The sequence below is a fragment of the Saccharospirillum sp. HFRX-2 genome (genome assembly GCF_043196805.1).
Classification (GTDB): Bacteria; Pseudomonadota; Gammaproteobacteria; order Pseudomonadales; family Natronospirillaceae; genus Saccharospirillum.
The window spans coordinates 132,218-156,321 of the sequence record NZ_JBEBMU010000004.1 but is presented as its reverse complement, the minus strand read 5'-3'; the positions used below and the strand labels follow the sequence as shown (position 1 = coordinate 156,321).

Sequence of the window (24,104 nt, the reverse complement as noted above, 5' to 3'; positions counted from 1 at the left end):
ACGCCTAACCGGCGTCTCACGTCCGGGCGGCGCTCCGCTCCCGTCCAGCGTCAAGCAGCTGGCTTATCCCGCCAGCTTATCTTTCAACAACTGATTCACCTGGCCTGGGTTGGCCTGGCCTTTGGACGCTTTCATCACCTGGCCGACGAAAAAGCCGAACACCTTGTCTTTGCCGGAGCGGTATTGTTCGACCTGCTCAGGGTTGGCGGCGATGACTTCGTCAATCATGGCTTCGATGGCGCCGCTGTCGGTGACTTGTTTCAGGCCACGTTTTTCGATGACCTCATCAGCGCTGCCTTCACCGGCGGCGATGCCTTCAAACACCTGCTTGGCCAGCTTGTTGGACACGGTGTTGTCCTGGATGCGCTGAATCAACTGACCCAGATGCTCGGCGCTGACCGGGCTGTCGGCGACATCGATTTCATCGCGGTTGAGCAGTGCGGCCAGTTCGCCCTGACACCAGTTGGCGGCCAGTTTGGCATCGCCACAGCTGGTCACCACCGCTTCAAAATAGTCGGCCATGGCGCGACTGGCCGCCAGCACGGTGGCGTCGTAGTCGGACAGGCCGTAGTCGTTCTGGAAACGTTCGATCTTGGCATCCGGCAGTTCCGGCAATAGATCAGCGACCGCCTGCACATAGGCATCGTCGATTTCCACCGGCAACAAATCCGGCTCGGGGAAATAACGGTAGTCGTTGGCGAATTCTTTGGAGCGCATCGACCGGGTTTCATTTTTGTCAGCGTCGTACAGGCGTGTTTCCTGAACGATTTCGCCACCGTCTTCGAGCACATCGATATGCCGTTGCACTTCGACATTGATGGCTTTTTCCACAAAGCGGAACGAATTAACGTTTTTGATTTCGGTGCGCGTGCCCAGCTCGGTGCTGCCTTTAGGACGTACCGAAACGTTGGCATCGCAACGCATCGAGCCTTCGGCCATATTGCCGTCGCTGATGCCGATGTAAGTGACGATGGAGTGGATTTTGCGCAGATAAGCCACGGCTTCTTTGGCGTTGCGCATATCCGGCTCGGAGACGATTTCCAGCAGCGGTGTGCCGGCGCGGTTCAGGTCGATGCCGGACATGCCTTCGAAATCTTCGTGCAGCGATTTACCGGCATCTTCTTCCAGATGCGCACGGGTCACACCGATGGTGCGGTGGCTGCCGTCGTCGAGCACGATGTCGACGTCACCCTTGCCGACGATGGGATGATCCATCTGAGTGATTTGATAGCCTTTGGGCGAATCGGGGTAGAAATAGTTTTTGCGATCAAAGACTGAGCGCTTGCCGATTTCGGCATCAATGGCCAGACCAAAAGCCACTGCTTTACGCAGCGCGCCTTCGTTGAACACCGGCAAGGCGCCGGGCATGGCCAAATCGACCAGGCTGGCCTGGCTGTTGGGCTCGGCACCGAAACGGGTGGACGAGCCGGAAAAGATCTTGGACTGGGTGGAGAGCTGTACGTGGATCTCCAGTCCGATGACGATTTCCCATTCCATCTTTGGGTCCTCTGAAAGTTCGCAGTCGGGCCGCTCAGGGCCCGTCTTAATCAGGTTTCAGCCTTAAGCCGGTGTTTTACTATGCCAGTCGGTCGCTTGCTGGAAGCGGTGACCGATGTTCAACAGCCGGCTTTCATCAAAGTAGTTGCCAATCAGTTGCAGGCCGACCGGCAGACCATCGACCTGACCGCACGGCAGCGCCAAGCCAGGCAGACCGGCCAGGTTGACCGAGAGGGTGTAAATATCCTCCAGGTACATGGACACCGGGTCGCCGGATTTTTCGCCCAGCTTCCAGGCCGGCGAGGGCGTGGTCGGGCCGAGAATGACATCGACCTCAGCGAAGGCGCGCTGGTAGTCGTCCTTGATCAGGCGACGCAGCTGCTGAGCCTTACGGTAATAGGCATCGTAATAACCCGCCGACAACGCATAGGTGCCGACCAGGATACGGCGCTGGACTTCATCGCCGAAGCCTTCGCTGCGGGTGCGCTTGTACATGTCTTCCAGATCGACCGGATTGTCGCAGCGGTGGCCGTAGCGAACGCCGTCGTAACGCGACAGGTTGGTCGAAGCTTCGGCCGGCGCAATGATGTAATAAGCCGGGATCGACAGTTCGGTGCGCGGCAGAGAAATCTCCTTAACCACGGCGCCCTGACTTTCCAGTTCTTTAACGGCTGCCATGACCGCTGCGCGAATGCCGTCGTTGAGGCCGTCACCAAAATATTCTTTGGGCAGGCCGATGCGCAGACCGTCGAGCGGTTGGTCCAGATTGGCGCAGTAATCCTCCACTGCGACATCCATGCTGGTGGTGTCTTTGGTGTCGAAGCCGGCCATGACATTGAGCATCATGGCGGCGTCTTCGGCGGTGCGGGTCAGCGGGCCGCCGCAATCGAGTGAGGAACCGAAGGCGATCATGCCCCAGCGTGACACCCGGCCGTAAGTCGGCTTCAAACCTGTCAGGTTGCAGAAGGCGGCCGGCTGGCGAATGGAGCCGCCGGTATCGGTGCCGGTGGCCGCCGCCGCTAAACCGGCAGCAACGGCCGCGGCCGAGCCACCGGAGGAACCACCGGGAACGGTGTCGCGATTCCAGGGGTTGCGCGTCGGACCATAAAAAGAGCTTTCGGTGGATGAACCCATAGCGAATTCATCCATGTTGGTCTTGCCCAGAGAGACGGTACCGGCTGCTTTAAAACGCTCAGTCACAGTGGACTCGTAAGGCGCAATAAAATTATCGAGCATTTTCGAACCGCAGGAAGTGCGCACGCCCTGAGTACAAAAGATGTCTTTGTGGGCAATCGGTACACCGGTCAGGGTGCCAGCCTTACCTTTGGCGCGCGCCTCGTCGGCGGCAGCGGCGCTGGCCAAAGCGGCATCTTCGGTAACGGTAATATAGGCATTGATATCGCTGTCGGCGGCGATTCGATCCAGATAGTGGCGCGTCAATTCGACGCTGCTGAATTCACCGGCGGCCAGGCCGTCCGACAGCTGTTTCAGAGTTTTTTGTTCCATGGTCAATTGGGGCTCACTCTATGACTTTCGGGACCAGATAGAGGCCGTCGGTGGTGCTCGGCGCTACGCTTTGATAAGCCTCGCGCTGATTGCTTTCGGTAACTTCGTCTGCACGCAACCGGGCGGTGGCGTCCAGCGGATTGGCGAGTGGCTCAATGCCGGAAGTGTCGATTTCCTGCATGCGATCCACCAGCGTCAGAATGCTGTTCAGGCTGGCCAGAGTGGCTGGCATTTGATCGTCGCTGACGTTCAGGCGGGCCAGGTGGGCCACGATTTCAACCTCGTTACGATCAAGGCTCATGGGTGTCTCCTTAGGATGACATCGGCTGGCTGGGTTGGAGTGTCGTCGAAGTGACGCTGCGCACACTAAAGGCACGCTAAATATTTGAAAGCGCGTAAGTTATCATATTTACAGCTTGCCCAACATCCCCGCCATTGATACATTGCGAGGCTGTTTAGTGGGGTTAATAGTGCTTTAAAAGAGCGCTGATTCGGGGCGCTCGACCTGGTCATTTTGACCCCCACCGCAGCCATCGGAACTGGAATTGTCAAATCATGTTTAAGAAGATTCGGGGAATGTTTTCCAGCGATCTGTCGATCGACTTGGGAACTGCCAACACCCTCATCTATGTACGCGACCGCGATATTGTCCTTAATGAACCTTCTGTTGTAGCCGTGCGCATGACCGGCAACCAGAAAACGGTTGCCGCTGTCGGCGAAGAAGCCAAACGCATGCTGGGCCGTACGCCAGGTAGCATCCAGGCGATTCGTCCTTTGAAAGACGGCGTTATTGCCGACTTCCATGTCACCGAAAAAATGTTGCAGCACTTTATTTCCAAGGTGCATGAGAATTCCTGGTTTGCACCCAGCCCGCGTGTGTTGATCTGCGTGCCGTGCAAATCCACTCAGGTGGAACGCAAGGCGATTCGTGAATCGGCCTACGGCGCTGGTGCTCGTGAAGTCTTCCTGATTGAAGAGCCAATGGCCGCTGCCATCGGCGCCGGCCTGCCGGTTGAAGAAGCACGCGGCTCCATGGTCGTGGATATCGGCGGTGGTACCACCGAGATCGCGGTTATTTCTTTGAACGGTGTGGTCTATGCCGAATCCGTTCGCGTCGGTGGTGACCGTTTCGATGAAGCCATCATCGCTTACATTCGTCGCAACTACGGCTCGCTGATCGGTGATTCCACCGCTGAGCGCATCAAGATCGAAATCGGTTGTGCCTACCCGGGCACCGAAATCCGTGAAATCGATGTGCGCGGTCGTAACCTGGCCGAAGGTATTCCGCGTAGCTTCACCCTCAATTCCAATGAGGTGCTCGAAGCGCTGCAGGAAAGTCTGTCTGCTATTGTTTCAGCGGTTAAAGGTGCGCTGGAGCAAACGCCGCCGGAACTGGCGTCGGATATCGCCGAACGCGGTCTGGTACTGACCGGTGGTGGTGCCATGCTGCGCGATCTGGATAAGTTGCTCAGCGAAGAAACGGGCCTGCCGGTGTTGATCTCCGACGACCCGCTGACCTGTGTCGCCCGTGGCGGTGGCCGGGCACTGGAGCTAATGGATGAGCGCATCTTCGATTTCACCTCTGACTGATCGTTTGTAGGAGGCTGTCATCAGCGCGCTCTTCACTGCCGGCCCCCAGCATGGTTATCGCCTGCTGGTGGCCGTTGTTTTTGCCATCACCTTGATGACGCTCGACGCTCGTTTTACCCAGCTCGATTACGTCCGTCAGGGTCTTTCCTATCTGGTTTCTCCCGTCCAGCAACTGATTCGTTTGCCGACCGATATGGTGCGCTGGTCGAGTCAGACCTTTGCTGAGCGCGATGAATTACTGAACGACAACCAATCGCTGCGCAGCCAGGTGCTGATTCTGCAGCAAAAGGTGCAACAACTGGCTGTGTTGCAGGCGGAAAATCAGCGCCTGCGTTCGCTGTTGGGCGCCACCGAGCGGTTCGAAGCGTCTTACCTGACCGCTGAAATGATCAGCATCGACCCCGACCCCTTTACTCACCAGGTGATCATCAATCGGGGTGCCCAGGATGGCGTCTATATGGGGCAGGCGGTGCTCGATGCGACCGGTCTTTTTGGTCAGGTGATTCAGGTTGATTCATTGTCATCACGAGTCTTGCTGGTGGCCGATGCCAACCATGCGGTACCCGTGCAGGTAAACCGCAATGGCATGCGTTCCATTTTGGTTGGTACCGGCGATCTGAACAGCCTGGAGTTGGAGTTCGTGCCGGAGACGGCGGATATCCAGGTGGGTGATCTGTTGATGACCTCTGGTTTGGCGAGTCGCTTCCCGGAAGGTTATCCGGTCGCTGAAGTGCAGGCGGTGGAACACAATCCCGGCGAAGCCTTTGCCCAGATTCGTGCCCGTCCGCTGGCGGCGTTGGCGCGCAGTCGTAACCTCTTGCTGGTGTTTAAAGATGGCGAGGAGATCAACCGATGAGGCAACGTGCTAATCCACCTCAGTCGCTGTGGGTCATCGCTGTTTCTTTTTTTATCGCCTACTTGCTGGCCGCCGTCCCCTTGCCACATGTGATTGCGCTGGGTCGTCCGGACTGGGTGGGGCTGTTTCTGATTTTCTGGGTGCTGGCCGTGCCGGAACGCGTCGGCGTTTTTATCGGTTTTTGCGTGGGCCTGTTGCAGGATGTGGTGATGGGAACCTATCTGGGAACCTTCGCCCTGGCGTATTCGGCACTGGCTTATGTGGTGCTGGTGTTGCACCTGCGTTTGCGCATGTATCCGCTGCTGCAGCAGGCGGTGGTCGTCTTTATGATCATCGCGCTCAGTCAAATTCTGGTGCAATGGTGCAAGAGTTTCTTTAACTCTGGATTTGATGCCAGCATGCATTTATTGCCGGCGGTGATCAGCGCCATTTTCTGGCCCTGGATTTATATTCTGTTGCGCTCGGTGCAGGTGCAATTCCGCGTGCAATAGCAGTCACGCTCTGGCGGGAATCCTGTATGAAACTTTATTTGGCGTCGCAGTCACCAAGACGCAAACAATTACTGACCGATCTGGGTGTTGCGTTTGAAGTGTTACCCATAGCGGTCGATGAAAGTACCACAGCGCTGGAAAGCGCCGAAGAATATGTTGCGCGTCTGGGTGAAGCCAAGGCGCGAGCCGGTCTGGAAATACTAGCCGGCAAAGGTGAGTCGCAGGTATTGACTCTCGGCTCAGATACCACCGTCGTCGCCGACCAGGATATTCTCGGCAAGCCGCGCGATTACGATGACTTTGCCGACATGATGGAGCGTTTGTCGGGCCGCTCGCACCGGGTGTTTACCTCGGTGGCTGTGGCTTCACACGATTCGGTCGATATTAAGGTGGTGGAGTCGCGTGTGGTCTTTGCTGAACTGCAACCCCAGGCAATTCGTGCCTATTGGGACAGCGGTGAACCTCAGGACAAAGCCGGGGGGTATTCGGTGCAAGGGCTGGGCGCGGTCTTTATCAAACGTATTGAAGGCAGTTATTCTGCCATTGTCGGTCTGCCGCTGCGCGAGACGGCCCAATTGTTGACCAGCCGCGGTATTAAGGTTTGGTCCGGAGCGCTGGAACGGGTCTGAGCGCGGTTGTGACGGTCACGGCTCGATGCCGACGCAACCAAAGGACACAAACATGAATTCGGAAGTTCTGGTCAATGTGACCCCCATGGAAACCCGGGTTGCCGTGGTCGAAAACGGCGCTGTTCAGGAAGTGATGATTGAACGCGAACAGACCCGGGGCATTGTCGGTAATATCTATCGCGGCAAGGTGGTGCGTGTGCTGCCTGGCATGCAGGCTGCCTTTGTCGATATCAATCTGGAACGGGCGGCTTTTATTCATGCCTCCGATATCGATGGCACCCGCGGCGATGGCGACAGCCAGAAATCCATTCAGTCTTTGGTGCGTGAAGGTGAGTCCATCACCGTTCAGGTAATCAAAGATCCCATCGGCACCAAGGGTGCCCGTCTGACCACTCAATTATCGGTACCGTCGCGCTATCTGGTTTATATGCCGGACAGTCATCATATTGGCGTGTCACAACGCATCGAAGGCGAAGATGAACGCGAGCGCTTGCGGGCTGCCGTTGCCAAAGCCAAAGCGGCCGAAGAAATCGAGCAGGGCGGTTATATTTTACGCACCGCAGCGGAAGGCATTGGTGAGGCGGAAATTCAATCCGACCTGAATTATCTCAAGCGGGTTTTCCGTGTCTTGAACGAACGCATCGCCACCACACCCGGTCCGGCGATTATCTACGAAGATTTACCTTTGTATTTAAAAGTCGCACGCGATCTGGTGCGCGCCGATGTGGAAAAAATTCGCATCGATTCGCGCGAAACCTTCACCAAGGTGATCGACTTTGTGCGCAAATACACGCCCGAAGTGGAGCCGGTGTTTGAATACTATCCGGGCGAGCGACCGATCTTCGAAATGTTTTCGGTCGAAGACGAAATTGCCCGTGCGCTCGGTCGCAAAGTGGAGCTGAAATCCGGTGGTTATCTGATCATCGATCAGACCGAAGCCATGACCACAGTGGATGTAAACACCGGTGCTTTTGTCGGCCATCGCAACCTCGAAGAAACCATTTTCAAGACCAACCTCGAAGCGGTCACGGCCATCGTGCGGCAACTGCGGCTGCGCAATCTGGGCGGCATCATCATCATCGATTTTATCGATATGGAAGACACCGAGCATCAGCGTCAGGTGTTGCGCATGCTGGAGAAAAACCTGGAGCGCGATCACGCCAAGAGCAAGGTCACTGGCGTATCCGAACTGGGTCTGGTCGAGATGACCCGCAAGCGCACCCGCGAAAGCCTCGAGCATATGCTGACTGAGACCTGCAAGGTATGCGCTGGCCGTGGCCGTCAGAAAACCGCTCAGACCGTGTGCTACGAAGTGTTCCGGGAAATTTTGCGTGAAGAACGCGCCTACAATAATGATCAATATCTGGTGCTGGCGTCGCAGGATGTGGTCGATCGTTTGTTGGATGAAGAGTCGTCCAACGTCGCCGATCTGGAAGAATTTATCGGCAAGCCGATTCGCTTCCAGGTGGAGCCCATGTACACCCAGGAACAGTTTGATGTCATCTTGCAGTAAGGTGCCAAACCCGACCCTACTGAAGCACGTCCGATGATCCCGATTCGAATTGGCCAGGCACTGCTTTCTGCGTTGCTCAAGGTGTTTGCCTTTTGGGTGCTGCTGGTCGCTGCCTATCTGGCGCTGGGGCGGCAGTTTTTCCCGGAAATCGAGCATTACGACGAACAGCTGTCGGCCATGCTGTCGCAGAAGCTGGGCGTTGAGGTTCGCATTGGCCGGCTGCAAGGACGCTGGCAGCGTTTTAATCCGGTGCTGATTGCTGAAGAAGTCGTGATCGGCGGGCAGATTGAGGTCGACCGTCTGCTGCTGGAGCCGGCCATTGTGCAATCGCTGGTCACTCTGTCTCCGGTCTTTGGTCGCTTTGAATTATCCGGTTTTAGCGCTCATCTGGAGCAGGGCGCCAATGGCTGGCGCATGCTGGGGCTGGGTAATGGCGGTACCGGGAGCGCCGCAACCAGTAGCAGCGAGCCGAGCCGATTGTCGGTTGAACGGCTCGCCAGTCTGGTGCGGCAGCAGCGCCAGGTCAGTTTCAACGACCTGACGCTGACCATTCAACCCCAGGATTTACCGCTCACCACCCTGGTTCTCAGTGAAGGCCGTCTGACCGGTGCTGGCGAGAGCAACTGGCTGCGCGCCGATGCGCATCTGGTGCGCGACACCCTGGATGTGCCGCTGGAACTGCAGGCAGAAAGCCTGCGCAACGATGGCGACTACGAGGTAGACCTCTATGCCCGTCACGGCGCTTTCGATTTCGCACCCTGGCTGCAAAGCCGGCTGCCCTGGCTGGCGGAACTGGATGTGGCTGGCGAGTACTGGCTGAGTTTACGTGAGGATCGCTGGCAGGATCTGACCATGCGGCTGCACACCAACCGCATGCAGCTGCAAGGCAGCCAGGCCAGCCTGAGCCTGGATGATGCGCAAACCGAGCTGTATATGAGCCGGGCCGAGAACGGTTTTGATCTGTGGCTTAACCAGTTGGAGCAACAATGGACCTTGGCTGGGCAACCGCTCAGCCGCGCCAACGTGCCCGTCCAGGCGCGCCTGCAACAGCGAGATGGTCAATGGCAAGCACAGTGGGATCGCCTGCCAGTACAGCCACTCGGTGCCTGGATGGGCATTCACAATGGCGGCGGTTTTTGGCGTCAGGCGTTACCCTATGGCGAGTTGCGTGACGGCTGGTTAACGATTGATGCGGCAGATCCGAGCTCAATGCGGTTGGCCGCCGATGTTACCGATGCGGGTATGCAGCCGGCTTCTGGTGCACCTGGTTTAAGCGGCCTTGATGGCCGGTTGCGTGTTGCCAACCAGGGTGCTCAATTGAGTTACGATGACCGCCAGATCGATTTGAATCTGCCCAATATCTACGATCAACCCTTCGTTTTTTCGCGTCTTGCCGGCACCCTGGATGTCAGTTGGTGGCCGGGTCTGGGCGTGCAATTGGCGTCGCGTCATCAAGCCTGGCTGGCGGCGGATATCGACCAGCAGCAGAGCGGCTTGTCGGATTTGCCCATGGCCGCGCGCTGGAAACTGAACATTCCGCTGGGCAATGCCGAGCGCGAACTGGGTTATCAACTGGCCATGGAAGTACCCGAGGCGCCCTTGGGCTGGGTAAAGCGGTTGCGTCCAGACCGTCAGATACCCGCCACTGCCCGCGACTGGATTGCCGACCAGATTCTGGCCGGCGATTTCACGGATTTGACCTTTGCGCTGACCACCTCGAATCGACAGGGGCAACTGGTGCAAACCGGCCTGAGCCTGGATGCTGACTTCAATGGCGCCCAGGTACGAATTGATCCCGACTGGCCGCTGCTGAGCGGCGGTGAAGGTCGTTTGACGGTGGGACTGGATCGGCTCGATGTGCAGGCGCGGTCGGCACGCCTGGCTGGTTTGACGCTTAACGATGGCAAGCTCGGTTTTCCCTACGCTGACCAGCGTCTGGACCTGGATATGGATGTGGCCGGTCCGGCGGCGGCGGCCCTGGAGCTGTTTCAGAAAGGACCCTTGTCCGATCTGGCCGGCGATAACCTGGCCGGCTGGCGCGCCAGCGGTGACAGCCAGGCCCAGGTGAAACTGGCCATAGCGTTGGATGGGGCGCCGCTGCAGGGCAATGTTCAGGGCCGCTTGAGCAACGCTCAACTGACCTTGCCGGAGCAGCAACTGGACATCAAACAGCTCAATGGCGAACTGAACTACAACAGCGAGCAGGGGCTCTATTCCAATCGGCTCAACGGCATGCTGTTTGGTACGCCATACCGCGCCAGCCTGCGCACTGTTGAGCAAGCTCAGGACAGCGCCATCGAATTGACCGTCGCCGGTAACGCTCCGCTGGCCGATTGGGGACGCTGGCTGAACGACCCCTGGCTGTCCGCACGCAGCGAACGCACCGCAGCGCGCGCCCGGCTGCGCTTTGGCCGGGACACCGAAATCGACATCAGCTCCGACCTGGTCGGGGTGCCTTTGGAGTTGCCCCAGCCGTTGGGTAAAACCGCGTCCAGTGCGGCGCCCTTGTCGGTTCATCTGCAACAGGGGGCGACTCGTTCAGGCTGGCAGGTGCGGCTGGATTACAACGACGTATTGAGCGCCCAGTTTGAATTGGCTACCGATAACAGCTTCGAAGGTGGCTCCCTTGCTATAAATCAACCATTACGGTTGCGTCCGGGTGAGCGTGGTTTGTTTATCGACGCGCGTTTGGATGAGGCCGACCCAACCGTCTGGCAACAGGCCTTGCAGGCCCAGGCGCAGAGTTTTGCTGTGCCCGGTGAATCCAGTAACAGCCACGCCAGCAATATAGACACCACTGGTGCAAGCTGGGAGTGGCTGCGTGAATTGAACTTAAGCGGTCGTCGCTGGACCTATCTGGGGCAGGAGTGGACTAACCCGGATATTCAGATACAGCGTGGCGAGGAAGCCTGGTTGATAACGGTGGCTGCTGCGGAAGTTGCCGGTCGAATTTCACAGCCCTTTAACCCCGAGAATCCGGCATTTATAGACCTGGATTTCCTCGCCTTACCAGCGCGTGACGACGAGGTGGACCCGGCTGTTGAAGCAAACGATGCCCCGCAACAACCGGAAATACCGATCGATCCAATGCAGGCAGCGCGCCCGGAAGACATTCCGCTGATGAACCTGCAGGTGGCTCAGCTGTCGGTCGGTGAGCGCGATTTAGGCAGCTGGCGTGTGGAAGTGGTGCCTGGCGATGATGAAGTTCAGGTGCAAAATATTCGCGCGCAGATACCGGGGGCGGAACTGAATGGCGCCCTGGTCTGGCGTTATCTGGATAATCGTCACCACACCGAACTGAGCGGTCAGGTCACCATCGATAATATCCAGACGCTGCTCGACAGTTGGGGTTACGCTCCGGTGCTCGCCAGCAGTGGCGGCAGCTTTGATATTGATCTGGGCTGGCAGGGTTCGCCAGCGTTCTTTGATTATAGCCGTCTGGAAGGGCGTGTCGGCCTGGAGTTGACCAACGGTGCCATCCTCGAGCTGGATGAATATGAAGGCGTCAAACTGGTTGGCCTGCTGAATTTCACCCGCGTATTGCGGCGCCTGGCGTTGGACTTTTCCGATCTGATCAACGATGGCATCACCTACGATGTCATTCGTGGCGAGCTGTTGTTTGATCGCGGCTTTGCCCGGGTCGGCGAACAGTTAATCATCGACGGCCCGGCCACCAAGTTCAGCTTCACCGGCGATGCCGACCTGGTGCGTGACCAGATTGATGTCGATATGGTCATGACCGTACCCTTGTCGAGCACCTTCCCGCTGGTGGCATTGCTGGCCGGGGTGACGCCTCAGGCTGCGGCCGCTATTTATGTGACCGAGCGGGTGTTCAACAATGAACTGGAGCGACTCAGTTCGGCACGGGTGCATGTGACCGGCTCGCTGGATGAGCCAGAGCTGCGGTTTTATCGCGTCTCTGACGGCAGTCAGGTACCGGCCGGTGCGCAGACACCGTCGGATGAACCCTAGCTCGCAACCCGGTCCTGTCTGACAACGAACGGAGGTCACTATGAAGTGGTATCTGGCACAGCTGATCAGCACCCGGGACACCTCGGCAAACTTGCAGGCGGTTGAGCGTCATATGCGCGCCGCCGCAGACCGAGGTTGTGATGCGCTGCAACTGCCGGAAATGTTCGCCCGCTTTGGCACCTCCAAAAACGCTGACATCGCCGATTTCGAAGCCGACTTTAACGGCCCGGTGGGCAAACCCTTGCGCGCCATGGCGCAACGCTATGGTCTGTGGCTGGTGGCGGGCACCGTGCCGGTACGCGTTAATGACGAAAAGCTGCCGCGGGCGCGTTTGCATGTAGTCGACAGCGACGGCGAGGTGCGCGCTCACTACGACAAAATCCACCTCTTCGATGCCACCGTCGGCGATGCTCAGGGTCGTTATCGTGAGTCGGATCATTATCAGGCCGGCGAGCCGGCCGCGGTCACCGTCGATACGCCCTGGGGCTGCTGGGGCCTGAGCGTTTGTTACGATCTGCGTTTTCCCGAACTCTACCGTCTGTTGCGCCAAGCTGGCGCGCCCCCTCGGCGTTCACCTTCAAAACCGGCCAGGCGCATTGGGAATTGTTGTGCCGCGCGCGAGCGGTGGAAAACGGCTGCTATCTGGTCGCCGCCGGTCAGGGCGGCCAGCACGACGAAAAACGCCATACCTGGGGACATTCGCTGATGGTGGATCCCTGGGGCGAGGTCGAGCAGTTGGGCGAAGGCGATGCTGGTCTCGTGGTCGAAACCGACTCTGAGTTGTTGAAGACGGTGCGCACTAACTTACCGAGCTGGGAAAACCGACGTTTCGTCTGAACGGCTCGTCCTGTTCTCAGCGAAGTGGCGACTGTCGGTAACTTCACCGGAATCATCCAACTGCACTTCTTCAACTGCAAAACGACCGTCGGCGTGAACTCTTAGCCAGGTTCGGCAGCGCGTGCCATAGCGTTCGCCGGTGATGGTCTGGGCGGAAAGCTGACGCTCAATGTCCGTGGGTACACCGGTTGACGGCAGCTGCGCATCAGCGACGGTTGTGCGGTCGGTCAGTACCGAGGCCTGAGCAAAGTCGGTTTCTAACACAGCAGTGTGGGTTGCCATCTGTCGGCAGGCGAGCTCGGTTTTGGGCCAGGGTGTATCGAGCGCATCGTTGCTCAGAGCATGGATGCCCGGTTGCAACCATTGACCGTCCGGATGATCGGAACTGAACCAGAACAGACGCTGAGCGTTACCGATAACCAGATTGAAACCGCCATATACCGTTATCTCTGGTCGAACCTCGGCGTGGAAGCTTTCAATGCTGCCACCAGCGGCGATATGGCGGATAAACCGCAGTGGTAGTTCGCCGCGACTGCGTTCAGCAGTGCGACCGATGTAGCCGGGGCGGATATTGGTCAGCAGCGCAAAGTCACCGCCTTTACCGATGGCCAGCCAGGTACCGCCGGCTTGCTGATCACGACCGGCCAGAATGGCAGGCTGACCAGCTGTTTGCGGCCACCAGTGCATCGGCTCGGTCGGCCGCGCGCGAAATTCATCCCGATTGGCGACCAACAACAAAGGCACCTCGGCCTCGGGGCGCCAGTTTAAAACCATCAAGCACATTTGGGCTCCTGTGGAGCTGGAAGACGCTTGACGGGAGACGGGAGACGCCGAAAAGCGCTAAACCCTCTCCGCCAACAAGCGTCTCCCGTCTCCCGTTATGCGTCTAGCGCGCAGCGTCAGCTGCGCATATCCGTCGATTCAAAAATCTTATCAGCGCTGGCAGCAACAAAACCCTGATAAAGCTGGCCTTCATCGTTCAGGTAGCGTTTGGCGAATTCGTAATAGCAGGTGGTGACGTCGTGGGTTTCGCCGCCGGCAAAGTCGAATGGCTGGACGCTGGCTTTGGTGGAGCCTTGTTCCAGCAATACGTCGGGTGAACCTTTAACGCGGCCGCCGCTGGCATTGATGGCAAAGCCCAGGTCTTCGACCAGGTTGTTGATCGCTTCGATGCTGTCGATGTCACGCAGCGCGTTAACGTCGATGGTGAAGTGGTTGCAACGCAGGCCAATAACGCTCAGCCAGGCGGCGTATTCGCTCTCGCTGGCCAGTTGCTGATAGTCGGCCCAGGTCGGCACATTCCACAGCGGGCCGCGCCAGAAAATGGAGGCGTCGTTAACGGCGCTGGGGTCGATCTGTGCAATCAAACCGTCGATTAAACGCTGGGCTTCGGCCGACAGTTCTTCCACTCGCAGCTCACTCAGAAAGATGCGCGGCTGTTCCGGGTTGGGGGGAATGTAGCCATAGGCATCGAGTTTTTTCTCGGCGAAATGGTAAGGCTCGTAACGCTGGTAACCCAGATCGAGGATAAAGGGTTCCAGTTTTTCCAGCGCGATGGGGCCGCGGTTAAAGGTGCGAAAAGCCACGTGATCGTTCTGGATGGTTTCGCCACGCTCACGCAAGGCCTGGGCGATGGTTTCCGCCTGGGGCGTCATGCGGATGTAGTCTTGCCAGAGGTGGTCAAAAAAAGTGTCGATGTGCATAGCGGTCTCCACGCTTTTTATTTGGCCAGAAGTGTAGAGTCTGGTTCGCCGGTCAGGTTAACAAGGCTAGGCCATCAATTTGTCACAGCGCGACCTTCCCTTGACGCAAATCGCTGGTTAGGGTGCGTGCTGATTTCTTGCAGGAGTTGCACATGCCCAGTTGGTGGCCTTTTGTTCTGGTTTATACCGCCGCGGTCATCAGCCCCGGTCCGGACTTTGCACTGGTGGTGAAATCGGCGTTAACGCGGGGTCACCGGGCCAGTACGCTCAATGCGCTGGGTATCGGCTGCGGTGTGACCTTGCACACCCTGATTGCTGTGCTGGGCATCAGCGCGCTGGTGCAGTCGTCCACCTGGCTGGCGATGACTTTGCCCTGGCTGGGCATTGGTTATCTGCTCTATCTGGGGTGGGGCGGTTTGACGGCGCAGCCCAGTGAGGAAGCTGATCTTCAACCTGCAGCGACTACCGGTCGGGGCGATTTCTGGCGCGGCTTTTTGACCAATGTATTGAATCCCAAAGCGCTGCTGTTTTTCTCCGCCATCCTGGTGCAGTTGGTCAGCGGTTTGAACAACTGGATGCAGCTGGCGCTGGTGTTGTACGTCTTTGTGATTACCAGCGCCTGGTTTGCGGCGGTCGGTCTGGTGTTGGCGCGGCCGACTTTACGCCAGCGGTTTCTGCGTCGTCGTCATTGGATCGATCGCACCGCTGGCGCTGTCTTTGTGTTGCTGTCGCTGCTGTTTATGCTCGATTGGTGGCAGCGCTGGATCGGCTGATCAACTCGGCTCATTAACTGGGTTCGGTGACCAGCAGTTCCGCTTCGTGTTTACGCAAGCGGCGTGAGCGACGCATCTGACGCAAAGAGTCGATGGAAATGATCAACAGCGCCAACCAGATCAAGCCGAAGGTGATCAGCTTCGCCGGGCTCAACGGCTCACCGTAAATAAACACCGCCGATAAAAACATGCCGCTCGGGGCAATGTACTGGAAGAACCCCAGCGCCGTCAGACTGATGCGATTGGCGGCGGCGGCGAACAGCATCAGCGGTGTCATCGATACCGGACCGGCGCCAATCAGCAGGAGATTCAGCCACAGGCTGTTGTTGAGCGGGTTGCTGGTCGGGGTTTGCACGATGAACAGATACAGCAGGCCAATCGGCAGCAACAGACCGGTTTCCAGTGCCATGCCAGTCAGGCTGTCGACGCCGAGCTTTTTGCGCACCAGACCATAGACCGCAAAGCTGCCCGCCAGCGCCAGTGCAATCCACGGCAACTGGCCAAACTGAATCACTTCAAAGACCACCGCCGAGACACAGAGCGCAGCTGCTAAGGTGCGCACCTTGTCGAGTCGTTCGCCAAAGAAAATCATGCCCAGCAGAATGCTCATCAGCGGGTTGATGTAATAACCCAGACTGGCGCTGAGCATAAAGTTGGCGTTGACCGCCCAGATAAAGAGACCCCAGTTGAAGCCGATCAGGCAGGTGGAAGCGAGCAGTGCCCACAGCGCTTTGCGATTGCGCAGCACCTTGAACAAGGCGTCGCGCCGGCGCAATAAGACGATGATGACCAGCGTAATCAGAAACGACCAGATGATGCGATGGGCCAGAATTTCTATCGCCGGCACCTCACGCAGAATCTTCAGGTACATGGGCGCAATGGCCCAGATGGTGTAGGCGAGCAGGGCGTAGATGGCGCCGGTTTTGGTGTTGTTATCCATAAGGTGTCCTGGTGCTGATGAGGTTAAATATGGTTGAGCGAATCGCGGCCATATTCCGGGCTGTTGATGATTTGAATCAGGGTGTCGATGGCGTCGAGCAGGGTGTCACGCTGCAACTGGCCGCCGATGCACAGCCGAATCGCTTGCGGCGCGGCAAACTGGCCGGCGGCAAAGACTTCGGCGGCCTTGATGCGAATGCGGTATTCGGCGGCGCGTTCGACCAGATTGACCGCGCGCCAGGGCGACGGCAGCTCCAGCCAGACGTTAAAACCGCCACAGCGTGCTTGCAGTCCGGCGGCATCGAAACGCGCTTGAATGGCCTGGTGGCGCCATTGCAACTCGGCTTTTTGAGTGGCAATTAAGCGATCGCCGTAGCCCGAGGTCATCCACTGGCAGGCGATTTCCGTGGTCAGCGGCACCGCCATCCAACAGGTCGCCCGAAAGGCTGCGCTCAGCGCTGGTATCCAACGCTTTGGGCCGCGCATAAAACCGACGTGCAAACCGCCGCACAAGGCTTTCGAAAGACTGGCAATGGTGATGGTCAGTTCTGGGTGGCGGGCCGAAAAGGACGGCGCTTCGGGATCACCCAGGCAACCCTGCACATCGTCTTCAATCACCATGATCTGATACTGACGACAGAGCATGGCCAGCTCTTCAATGCGCTGCGCCGACATGGCGCCGCCGGTCGGGTTATGTTGCCGCGTCATCAGATAGAGCACGCGCGGCGGATGGCGCAAACACTGGGCTTCTAGAGCGTCGGGCAGCAGGCCTTCGGTATCGAACTGCAACGGCATCAGGCGCAGGCCTTGCTGGTTGGCAGCGGCCACCAGGCCGGGGTAGGTCAGACCTTCGCAGGCGATGCCATCGCCGGCTTGCGTCAGGCCCAGCAGGGCGACAAAAAAGCCATGCTGACCACCGAGCGTAACCAACAAATCATCGGCGCTGTAATCGCCCAGGCCGGTCTGTTGCAGCCATTGCCGACCGACTTCACGCTGGTGCGGTAAACCAAATTCGGATTGATAGCGCAGCAAATGCGGCAGCACTGGTGAATTCTGCAATTCGGCCAGACTGGCCTGCAGTTGCTCGGCCTGATCGAGTTCCAGTGCCTTGGAAAAGCCCAGATCGATGCCGGTATCGACGGTGGAATCGGTGACCTGAAAATCGGTGCCCGATGTTGTGGCGCCGCGCACATAGGTGCCGCTGCCGACACGTGCCTCTACCAAGCGCCGCCGTTCGGCTTCGGCATAAGCCCGGGTGACGGTGCCGACCGTCACGCCCAGTTCTTCGGCCAGTTGCCGATGGGTCGGTAAGCGATCACCGGCTTTGAGGTCGCCATCGCGCAGCGCCTGCTCGATGCGACCGGCCAGTGCCTTGTATTTGGGACCGGTGCATTGGTCGATATTGAAAATTGTCATGGTTACAAAGATTTGCTTGCAGCCAAATGTCTGCGCATTAGACTGCAATTGTTCCTATTTTCCAAGGCTTCGATTGTTCCATTTTATGGATCGAAGTGTTGAATAATCAGCACTGTAGCGATTTTCCGAGTGTCTTCATGCTTGGTTTACATTGATACAAATTGTATCCCTACAAAAGGAGTCAATATGCGCCAGCCTTTCCAGTTGGATTCGTACCAGACCCAAATGACGGCTCAGGTCGTGGCCTGTGACGATCAGCGTCTGGTGTTGGACAGCACGCTGTTTTACCCGCGCGGCGGCGGTCAGCCGGGCGATACCGGCTGGATCAACGTGGCTGGTCAGCGCCTGGAAGTGGTGGATACACGTTACAGCGAAGATCGTTCGCAGATCGAACATCATCTGGCCGAGGCAGTGGCGCTGGCGCCGGGCGAGACGGTTGAGCTGGAACTGGATTGGCAGCGACGCCATCGTCATATGCGCATGCACACCTGCCTGCATCTGCTGTGTCATCTGATCAAAGACCCGGTCACCGGCGGCAATGTCGGCGCCGATCAAAGCCGTGCCGAGTTCGATCTGACCACGCCCATCGACAAGCTGGAGCTGGAAGCCCAGTTGAACGCGTTGATTGCCCAGGGCGCTGACGTGACCACCGAATGGCTGCCGGAATCGATCCTCGATGAACAGCCGGAGCTGGTGCGCACCATGAGCGTTCAACCACCACGCGGTGCGGGCGAGTTGCGCATGGTGCGTGTTGCAGGGCTCGATTATCAGCCGTGCGGCGGCACTCATGTGCAGAATATCCGTGAGATCGGCCAGGTGCGCATTCCGTCGATCAAAAGCAAAGGCAAACAAAACAAACGCATCAATGTGGAGTTGGTGGACTGAACCACCGCTGCCGTTAACACCCGGCGCCTATTCCCAACATAAAGGAGCACAGTGAGATGGCTTTTCCGATCTATCAGGTTGACGCCTTCGCCGAGGCGGTTTTTCAGGGCAATCCAGCGGCGGTGATGATTCTCAATGCACCACTGGACGACGCTGTGATGCAGCAGTTAGCGATTGAAAACAACCTGTCGGAGACCGCCTTTGTGTGGCCGCATGGCGACGATTGGAACATCCGCTGGTTTATGCCCGGCCAGGAAGTCGAGCTGTGCGGGCACGCCACTCTGGCCAGTGCCCATGTGTTGTGGAATGAACTGGGTTGCGCCGCGCAGGTGCTGCGCCTGCACAGTCGCAGTGGCCTGTTGGAAGTGCGTCGCGCGGGCGATCAACTGGAATTGGATTTTCCGGCCTATGCGCCCAACCCCAGTCAATTACCGGCCGAGGTTGAGCAGCGACTGGGGCTGCCCACGGTCGAGGTGATTGAGGATCGCTTTTTGCTGGTGGTGCTCGACAGCGAACAGCAGGTCGCCGAATTCGAACATCATTTTGCCGACATCGATGCGGTCGAACACGCGGTCATCTTAACCGCCGCCAGTCAGCGGCCGGGCATCGATTTTGTATCGCGGGTGTTTTGTGGCCCGAAAGACGGTGTGATTGAAGATCCGGTAACCGGTTCGGCGCACTGTTTGCTGGCGCCTTATTGGGGCCAAAAATTGAATAAGACGACGCTGGTCGCTGAACAGCTATCTAAGCGCCACGGCCGGCTGGAATGCGAACTAAAAGGCGACCGTGTACGCATTCGCGGTCGGGCCCAAACTTACTTACGAGGCTTTGTTGAATGGACGTCCTGACGCTGAGTTTTTTAGCACCGATTTTGATCTACACCTTCAGCGTTTCGGTGACGCCGGGGCCAAACAATTTAATGGTGACTGCTTCGGGTGTGAACTTTGGATACTGGCGCACCTTGCCGCATATCACCGGGATTTTTGTGGGCTTTTTTACCCTCAATATTTTAGTGGCGGCTGGCATAGGCGCCGTCTTGTTGGCCATTCCGCAACTGCACTGGGCGCTAAAAATCGCCGGCTCGGCCTACTTGCTGTGGTTGGCGTGGAACATCGCCACGGCTGGTGGTCTTGGCAAGACAGCCGACGGCGAAGCCAAGCCGATGCGCTGGTGGCAGGCGGCGCTGTTTCAGGTCATTAACCCCAAGGCCTGGGCCATGGCGCTTACCGGCATTGCGGCGTTCAGTCTGTCGGGCGATGACTACTGGCCGAGTGCTTTGGCAGTGGCTTCGATGTTTGCACTGGTGACCTATCCCAGTTGCAGCCTTTGGGCTTTGCTGGGGATGCAACTGCGCCGCGCGTTGCAGGACGAACGCAAGCGGCGCTGGTTCAACGGCGTGCTCGGTGCGCTGACGGCCTTGAGTGTGGTGTTTATTCTTTTATAAAACGTTCTGACCTTCTGCCCGCAACGGCGACGTTCACCCTCCCGGCATCCCTGCCAACAACGTCGCCGGGCGGAAGGTTTTTTCAGCCTTGGATAAGAGTGCCGGACTCCTTGGAGTGACCACTGACAGCGTTAGGGCGAAGTCATCCAATCATAGAACTAAATGTTCTAATTTCCTGGATTGTCATTCCATTATCGTTTATTTACTCTGGCCGCCATCTTAATAACCGCCTGTTTTTAAGGAGTACTGATGGTCCGGTTAATCGCTTCCGTTTCTGCTTTGGCTGTGAGTTTGACGTTGGCTACTGCGCCGGCTCAGGCCGAAGATTCCCGCGAAATTCTCAACACCTCTTACGACATCGCCCGTGAGCTCTTTGCCGCGGTCAACCCGAAATTTATCGACTGGTGGCAAGCCGAGCAGGGCGAAACCGTCAGCGTGAAACAATCGCACGGCGGTTCTTCCACTCAGGCGCGTTCCATCATGCAAGGCCTGCGTGCCGATGTAGTGACCTTTAACCAGGTTACCGACGTGAATGTGTTGGCCGAAGCTGGACTGGTCGCTGACGACTGGCAGGCGCAGTACCCGAACAATGCGTCGCCTTATTATTCGACGACCGCTTTCCTGGTGCGCAAAGGCAACCCCAAAAACATCGAAAGCTGGGATGACCTGGCGGCCGATGGCGTCGAGCTGGTGTTTCCGAATCCGAAAACCTCGGGCAACGGTCGTTACACCTATCTGGCGGCCTGGGGTTATGCCGATCGCGCCTTTGATGGTGACGAAGCTCAGATTGAAGACTTTATGAAAAGCTTCCTCGGCAACGTCGAAGTGTTCGACACCGGCGGCCGTGGCGCGACCACGACCTTTGTTGAGCGCGGTATCGGTGATGTGCTGATCACCTTTGAATCGGAAGTGAACAACATCCGTAACGAATACGGCGTTGATGACTACGAAGTGGTGGTACCGCCGGTCAGCATCCTGGCTGAATTCCCGGTCGCGGTCGTAGAAGATTACGCCGAGCGTAACGGCAACCTCGACTTGGCGCGTGGCTACCTCGACTACCTCTACACCGTCGAAGCCCAGCGTCTGTTGGCCGGCTTTAATTACCGCGTCAACGACCAGAGCGTCGCTGCTGAATTCAGCGACCGTTTCCCGGAAGCCGAATTGCTGCGGGTGGAAGACATCTTCGGTAGCTGGCCGCAAGCGATGGAAACGCACTTTGCCAGCGGCGCCAAACTGGATCAGTTGCAACGTCGATGACCACCGCTCGTTTCACCTTGTCACGCCAACGCCGGGTTCTGCCCGGCTTTGGTCTTTCACTCGGCGTCTCCCTGACTTTTATTTCGCTGATTCTGCTGCTGCCTTTGACCAGTCTGGTCGGGCAGTTGTCGCAGTTAAGCTGGTCGCAATATTGGTTCCTGATTACCGATCCGCGCATCGTTGCCAGCTACAGCGTTACCGTTGGTGCGGCGGCCGTGGCGTGCATCTTTAACGCGGCCTTTGGTCTGCTGATGGCCTGGGTGCTGGTGCGTTACGACTTTCCCGGTAAGCGTCTGGTCGATGCCTTAATGGATTTGCCCTTTGCACTGCCGACGGCGGTCGCCGGTATTACTCTGGCGACGCTCTATTCCAGCAACGGCTGGATTGGTTCTTTACTGGAACCGACCGGCATTTCCATCGCCTACACCTGGGTCGGCATTGCCTTGGCGATGGCCTTCACCAGCATTCCTTTTGTGGTGCGCACCGTGCAGCCGGTACTGGAAGATTTGCCGGTGGAAATTGATGAAGCCGCGGTCAGTCTGGGGGCCAAAGACGGCCATGCCTTTCGGCGCGTTATCTTGCCGCATCTGTGGCCGGCGCTGGTGACCGGCACCGGTCTGGCCTTTGTGCGTTCTCTGGGTGAGTTCGGCGCAGTGATTTTTATTGCCGGCGGCAAACCTTACGAGACCGAAATCACGTCGCTGATGATTTTTGTCCGCTTGCAGGAATACGACTACGCCGGTGCCTCGGCCGTGGCGTCCATCGTCTTGGCGACATCCTTATTGCTGTTGCTGGTAATTAATGTCTGGCAGGGCCGCTTTATTAAACGCCTGCACGGAGGTCGCGGCTGATGATTCGCATTGGTGATGCGCCTTTAGTGCGCAGAATTTTAATCGGCTCCGCCCTGGCATTAACCGGGCTGTTTCTGGTGTCGCCGCTGGTGGCGATTTTTGCCCAGGCGTTTGCGCGTGGTGTCGACATTTATTGGCACAATCTCAGTGATCAATACACTCTGGCCGCCATCGGTTTGACCTTGATGGTCTCGGCTTTAACGGTGCCGATCAATCTGCTGTTCGGTGTCTTTCTGGCCTGGCTGGTGACGCGCTTTGAATTTCCCGGCCGGCGTTTATTGCAGACTCTGATCGATATTCCTTTTGCCGTTTCGCCGGTCGTCGCTGGCTTGGTTTATCTGTTGCTCTATGGTCGCAATGGCTGGCTCGGTGGCTGGCTGGACGCCAACGACATTCAGATTATGTTTGCCTGGCCGGGCATAGTCTTAGTGACCCTGTTCGTTACCTGTCCTTTTGTGGCGCGTGAATTAATTCCGCTGATGCAGGCCCAGGGTTCTCGCGAAGAGGAAGCCGCGGTTACCTTGGGCGCGTCCGGCTGGACGGTTTTTCGTCGCGTCACCTTGCCGAATATCCGTGGCGCTTTGCTGTACGGCGTGATTTTGACCAACGCTCGTGCAGTCGGCGAATTCGGCGCGGTCTCGGTGGTTGCCGGTGCCATTCGCGGTGAGACCAATACCTTGCCGTTGCAGGTTGAACAGCTGTATCAGGATTACAACACTGTCGGTGCCTTCACCAGTGCGTCCTTGTTGGCGCTGATGGCACTGCTGACGCTGGCCGCCAAGGCCATGCTGGACAGGCGCGCGGAGCGCCGGGAGAAACACTCATGAGCATCCGTATTGAACAGGTTGCCAAAAGCTTTGGCCGCACTCAGGCGCTGGAGCCGATTAACCTGGATATTGCCGAAGGCGAACTGATCGGTTTGCTGGGCCCGTCCGGTTCCGGCAAGACCACCTTGCTGCGCATCATCGCTGGCTTGGAACAGGCCGATGGCGGTCGCATTCATTTTGGCGAGCGTGAAGTTACCCAGCTGCATGTGCGTGATCGACGCATCGGTTTTGTGTTTCAGCATTACGCCCTGTTCCGTCATATGACGGTGTTTGAAAACGTCGCCTTTGGTCTGCGCGCCTTGCCGAGAAGCGAACGTCCATCCAAGGCGGAAATTCATGCGCGGGTGACGCAATTATTGGAAATGGTTCGGCTCAATGATTTTGCCGAACGTTTTCCGGCGCAGTTATCCGGCGGTCAACAACAGCGTGTTGCCTTGGCGCGTGCGTTGGCACTGAAACCAGACGTGCTGTTGTTGGATGAACCTTTCGGTGCGCTCGATGCCAAGGTGCGTCAGGAACTGCGGCGCTGGTTGCGGCATCTGCACGAAGAACTGAATTTCACCAGCGTGTTTGTGACCCACGATCAGGAAGAAGCCCTGGAATTGTCCGACCGCGTCGTGGTGATGAGCAACGGTCGTATTGAACAGATTGCCACTCCCGATGAGCTGTACCGGCAACCGGCGAACCGTTTTGTGTTTGAATTTTTAGGCGATGTGAATCGTCTGGAAGGCGAAGTGCGCGACGGTGTGTTGACCTGCGGCGATGCGCATCTGGATGTCGCTGATTTGGCCGACGGTCGTCAGGAAGTATTGTTGCGTCCGCACGAAATTTCCCTGGCGGCTGAGCCCAGCGCGCAGTCCCATCTGCCGGTCACGGTAACCGCCATTGTTCCGGTCGGTGCCGAGGTGCGGCTGGAACTGGAAGCCGATTGGCTGGTGGAACCCTGGCTGGCGACCATCAGCCATGCCGATTTTGAGCGTTTAGGTGTGCAGCGTGGCAAACGCCTTTTTGCGACGGTGACTCAGTGGCATCGTTTCGATACCGAGGCCACGCAGCAGCCGCAGGCCGTGGCGTTAAGCTGATAAACGAGGTTCGCCGGTTTGCTGACCGGCGAACCC

23 protein-coding genes are annotated in these 24,104 nt (G+C 57.8%); 16 read left to right on the top strand and 7 right to left on the bottom strand.

What is annotated here, in order from left to right; all coding sequences use genetic code 11:
• Positions 1-63 precede the first annotated feature (63 nt).
• The 3 genes from gatB to gatC all read right to left on the bottom strand — a co-directional run bounded on the left by gatB (position 64) and on the right by gatC (position 3,304).
• Positions 64-1,497: an Asp-tRNA(Asn)/Glu-tRNA(Gln) amidotransferase subunit GatB gene (gene gatB, locus ABMA60_RS10720; protein WP_392802689.1), complete on the bottom strand. Its 1,434-nt coding sequence runs from the start codon at positions 1,495-1,497 to the stop codon at positions 64-66.
• A 63-nt stretch (positions 1,498-1,560) separates the two neighbouring features.
• Positions 1,561-3,003 (bottom strand): Asp-tRNA(Asn)/Glu-tRNA(Gln) amidotransferase subunit GatA, encoded by a 1,443-nt coding sequence (gene gatA / locus ABMA60_RS10715; RefSeq protein WP_392802686.1) that lies wholly within the window; start codon positions 3,001-3,003, stop codon positions 1,561-1,563.
• A 13-nt stretch (positions 3,004-3,016) separates the two neighbouring features.
• The gene (gene gatC / locus ABMA60_RS10710; protein WP_392802684.1) at positions 3,017-3,304 is read right to left on the bottom strand and encodes an Asp-tRNA(Asn)/Glu-tRNA(Gln) amidotransferase subunit GatC; all 288 of its coding nucleotides are present in this window, start codon (positions 3,302-3,304) and stop codon (positions 3,017-3,019) included.
• A gap of 254 nt (positions 3,305-3,558) precedes the next feature.
• On the opposite strand from gatC, the gene ABMA60_RS10705 reads away from it, so the two are divergent.
• Genes ABMA60_RS10705 through ABMA60_RS10670 form a run of 8 tightly spaced genes read left to right on the top strand, consistent with a single transcriptional unit; the run spans position 3,559 to position 12,891 of the window.
• The gene (locus ABMA60_RS10705) at positions 3,559-4,593 is read left to right on the top strand and encodes a rod shape-determining protein (RefSeq protein WP_108165728.1); all 1,035 of its coding nucleotides are present in this window, start codon (positions 3,559-3,561) and stop codon (positions 4,591-4,593) included.
• A 19-nt stretch (positions 4,594-4,612) separates the two neighbouring features.
• The gene (gene mreC, locus ABMA60_RS10700) at positions 4,613-5,449 is read left to right on the top strand and encodes a rod shape-determining protein MreC (RefSeq protein ID WP_392803115.1); all 837 of its coding nucleotides are present in this window, start codon (positions 4,613-4,615) and stop codon (positions 5,447-5,449) included.
• Entirely contained in the window at positions 5,446-5,940 is a 495-nt protein-coding gene (mreD, locus tag ABMA60_RS10695; RefSeq protein ID WP_392802680.1) for a rod shape-determining protein MreD, read from the top strand. The genes mreC and mreD overlap by 4 nt, the downstream gene beginning before the upstream one ends.
• 26 nt (positions 5,941-5,966) lie before the next feature.
• Positions 5,967-6,569: a Maf family protein gene (locus ABMA60_RS10690; RefSeq protein ID WP_392802677.1), complete on the top strand. Its 603-nt coding sequence runs from the start codon at positions 5,967-5,969 to the stop codon at positions 6,567-6,569.
• Positions 6,570-6,621: 52 nt separating this feature from the next.
• Positions 6,622-8,082 (top strand): ribonuclease G, encoded by a 1,461-nt coding sequence (rng, locus tag ABMA60_RS10685; protein ID WP_392802675.1) that lies wholly within the window; start codon positions 6,622-6,624, stop codon positions 8,080-8,082.
• 33 nt (positions 8,083-8,115) lie between these two features.
• A complete protein-coding gene (locus ABMA60_RS10680; RefSeq protein WP_392802672.1) occupies positions 8,116-12,054 on the top strand; it encodes a YhdP family protein in 3,939 nt (1,312 codons plus the stop codon).
• 40 nt (positions 12,055-12,094) lie between these two features.
• Entirely contained in the window at positions 12,095-12,760 is a 666-nt protein-coding gene (locus ABMA60_RS10675) for a nitrilase-related carbon-nitrogen hydrolase (protein ID WP_392802669.1), read from the top strand.
• The gene (locus ABMA60_RS10670) at positions 12,679-12,891 is read left to right on the top strand and encodes a nitrilase-related carbon-nitrogen hydrolase (protein WP_392802666.1); all 213 of its coding nucleotides are present in this window, start codon (positions 12,679-12,681) and stop codon (positions 12,889-12,891) included. Before ABMA60_RS10675 ends, ABMA60_RS10670 begins: the two co-directional genes overlap by 82 nt.
• On the opposite strand, the gene ABMA60_RS10665 is transcribed toward ABMA60_RS10670, so the two are convergent.
• A complete protein-coding gene (locus tag ABMA60_RS10665; RefSeq protein ID WP_392802663.1) occupies positions 12,859-13,674 on the bottom strand; it encodes an NRDE family protein in 816 nt (271 codons plus the stop codon). The two genes, ABMA60_RS10670 and ABMA60_RS10665, sit on opposite strands and share 33 nt — an antisense overlap.
• A 116-nt stretch (positions 13,675-13,790) precedes the next feature.
• The gene (locus ABMA60_RS10660) at positions 13,791-14,594 is read right to left on the bottom strand and encodes a DUF1338 domain-containing protein (RefSeq protein ID WP_392802661.1); all 804 of its coding nucleotides are present in this window, start codon (positions 14,592-14,594) and stop codon (positions 13,791-13,793) included.
• A gap of 152 nt (positions 14,595-14,746) precedes the next feature.
• On the opposite strand from ABMA60_RS10660, the gene ABMA60_RS10655 reads away from it, so the two are divergent.
• Positions 14,747-15,367, top strand: a complete 621-nt coding sequence (locus ABMA60_RS10655; protein WP_392802658.1) for a LysE family translocator — start codon at positions 14,747-14,749, stop codon at positions 15,365-15,367.
• A 13-nt stretch (positions 15,368-15,380) separates the two neighbouring features.
• On the opposite strand, the gene rarD is transcribed toward ABMA60_RS10655, so the two are convergent.
• Both rarD and ABMA60_RS10645 read right to left on the bottom strand, forming a co-directional pair.
• Positions 15,381-16,307, bottom strand: coding sequence for an EamA family transporter RarD (rarD, locus tag ABMA60_RS10650; protein ID WP_392802656.1), 927 nt, complete (start codon positions 16,305-16,307; stop codon positions 15,381-15,383).
• A gap of 23 nt (positions 16,308-16,330) precedes the next feature.
• Positions 16,331-17,722: a PLP-dependent aminotransferase family protein gene (locus ABMA60_RS10645; protein ID WP_392802653.1), complete on the bottom strand. Its 1,392-nt coding sequence runs from the start codon at positions 17,720-17,722 to the stop codon at positions 16,331-16,333.
• A 186-nt stretch (positions 17,723-17,908) separates the two neighbouring features.
• Here ABMA60_RS10645 and ABMA60_RS10640 point away from each other — a divergent pair, with 186 nt between their 5' ends.
• The 7 genes from ABMA60_RS10640 to ABMA60_RS10610 all read left to right on the top strand — a co-directional run bounded on the left by ABMA60_RS10640 (position 17,909) and on the right by ABMA60_RS10610 (position 24,068).
• Positions 17,909-18,607 (top strand): alanyl-tRNA editing protein, encoded by a 699-nt coding sequence (locus ABMA60_RS10640; RefSeq protein WP_392802650.1) that lies wholly within the window; start codon positions 17,909-17,911, stop codon positions 18,605-18,607.
• Positions 18,608-18,663: 56 nt separating this feature from the next.
• Entirely contained in the window at positions 18,664-19,455 is a 792-nt protein-coding gene (locus tag ABMA60_RS10635) for a PhzF family phenazine biosynthesis protein (RefSeq protein WP_392802648.1), read from the top strand.
• Positions 19,443-20,051 (top strand): LysE family translocator, encoded by a 609-nt coding sequence (locus tag ABMA60_RS10630; protein WP_392802646.1) that lies wholly within the window; start codon positions 19,443-19,445, stop codon positions 20,049-20,051. Before ABMA60_RS10635 ends, ABMA60_RS10630 begins: the two co-directional genes overlap by 13 nt.
• 249 nt (positions 20,052-20,300) lie before the next feature.
• Entirely contained in the window at positions 20,301-21,308 is a 1,008-nt protein-coding gene (gene cysP / locus ABMA60_RS10625; RefSeq protein ID WP_392802644.1) for a thiosulfate ABC transporter substrate-binding protein CysP, read from the top strand.
• Positions 21,305-22,159: a sulfate/thiosulfate ABC transporter permease CysT gene (cysT, locus tag ABMA60_RS10620; protein ID WP_392802642.1), complete on the top strand. Its 855-nt coding sequence runs from the start codon at positions 21,305-21,307 to the stop codon at positions 22,157-22,159. Before cysP ends, cysT begins: the two co-directional genes overlap by 4 nt.
• Complete coding sequence (cysW, locus tag ABMA60_RS10615) at positions 22,159-22,986, top strand: sulfate ABC transporter permease subunit CysW (RefSeq protein WP_392802639.1); 828 nt, start codon at positions 22,159-22,161, stop codon at positions 22,984-22,986. The genes cysT and cysW overlap by 1 nt, the downstream gene beginning before the upstream one ends.
• Positions 22,983-24,068 carry a sulfate/molybdate ABC transporter ATP-binding protein gene (locus ABMA60_RS10610; protein ID WP_392802636.1) on the top strand — a complete coding sequence of 362 codons (1,086 nt, stop codon included), beginning with the start codon at positions 22,983-22,985 and terminating at the stop codon, positions 24,066-24,068. The genes cysW and ABMA60_RS10610 overlap by 4 nt, the downstream gene beginning before the upstream one ends.
• Positions 24,069-24,104 lie beyond the last annotated feature (36 nt).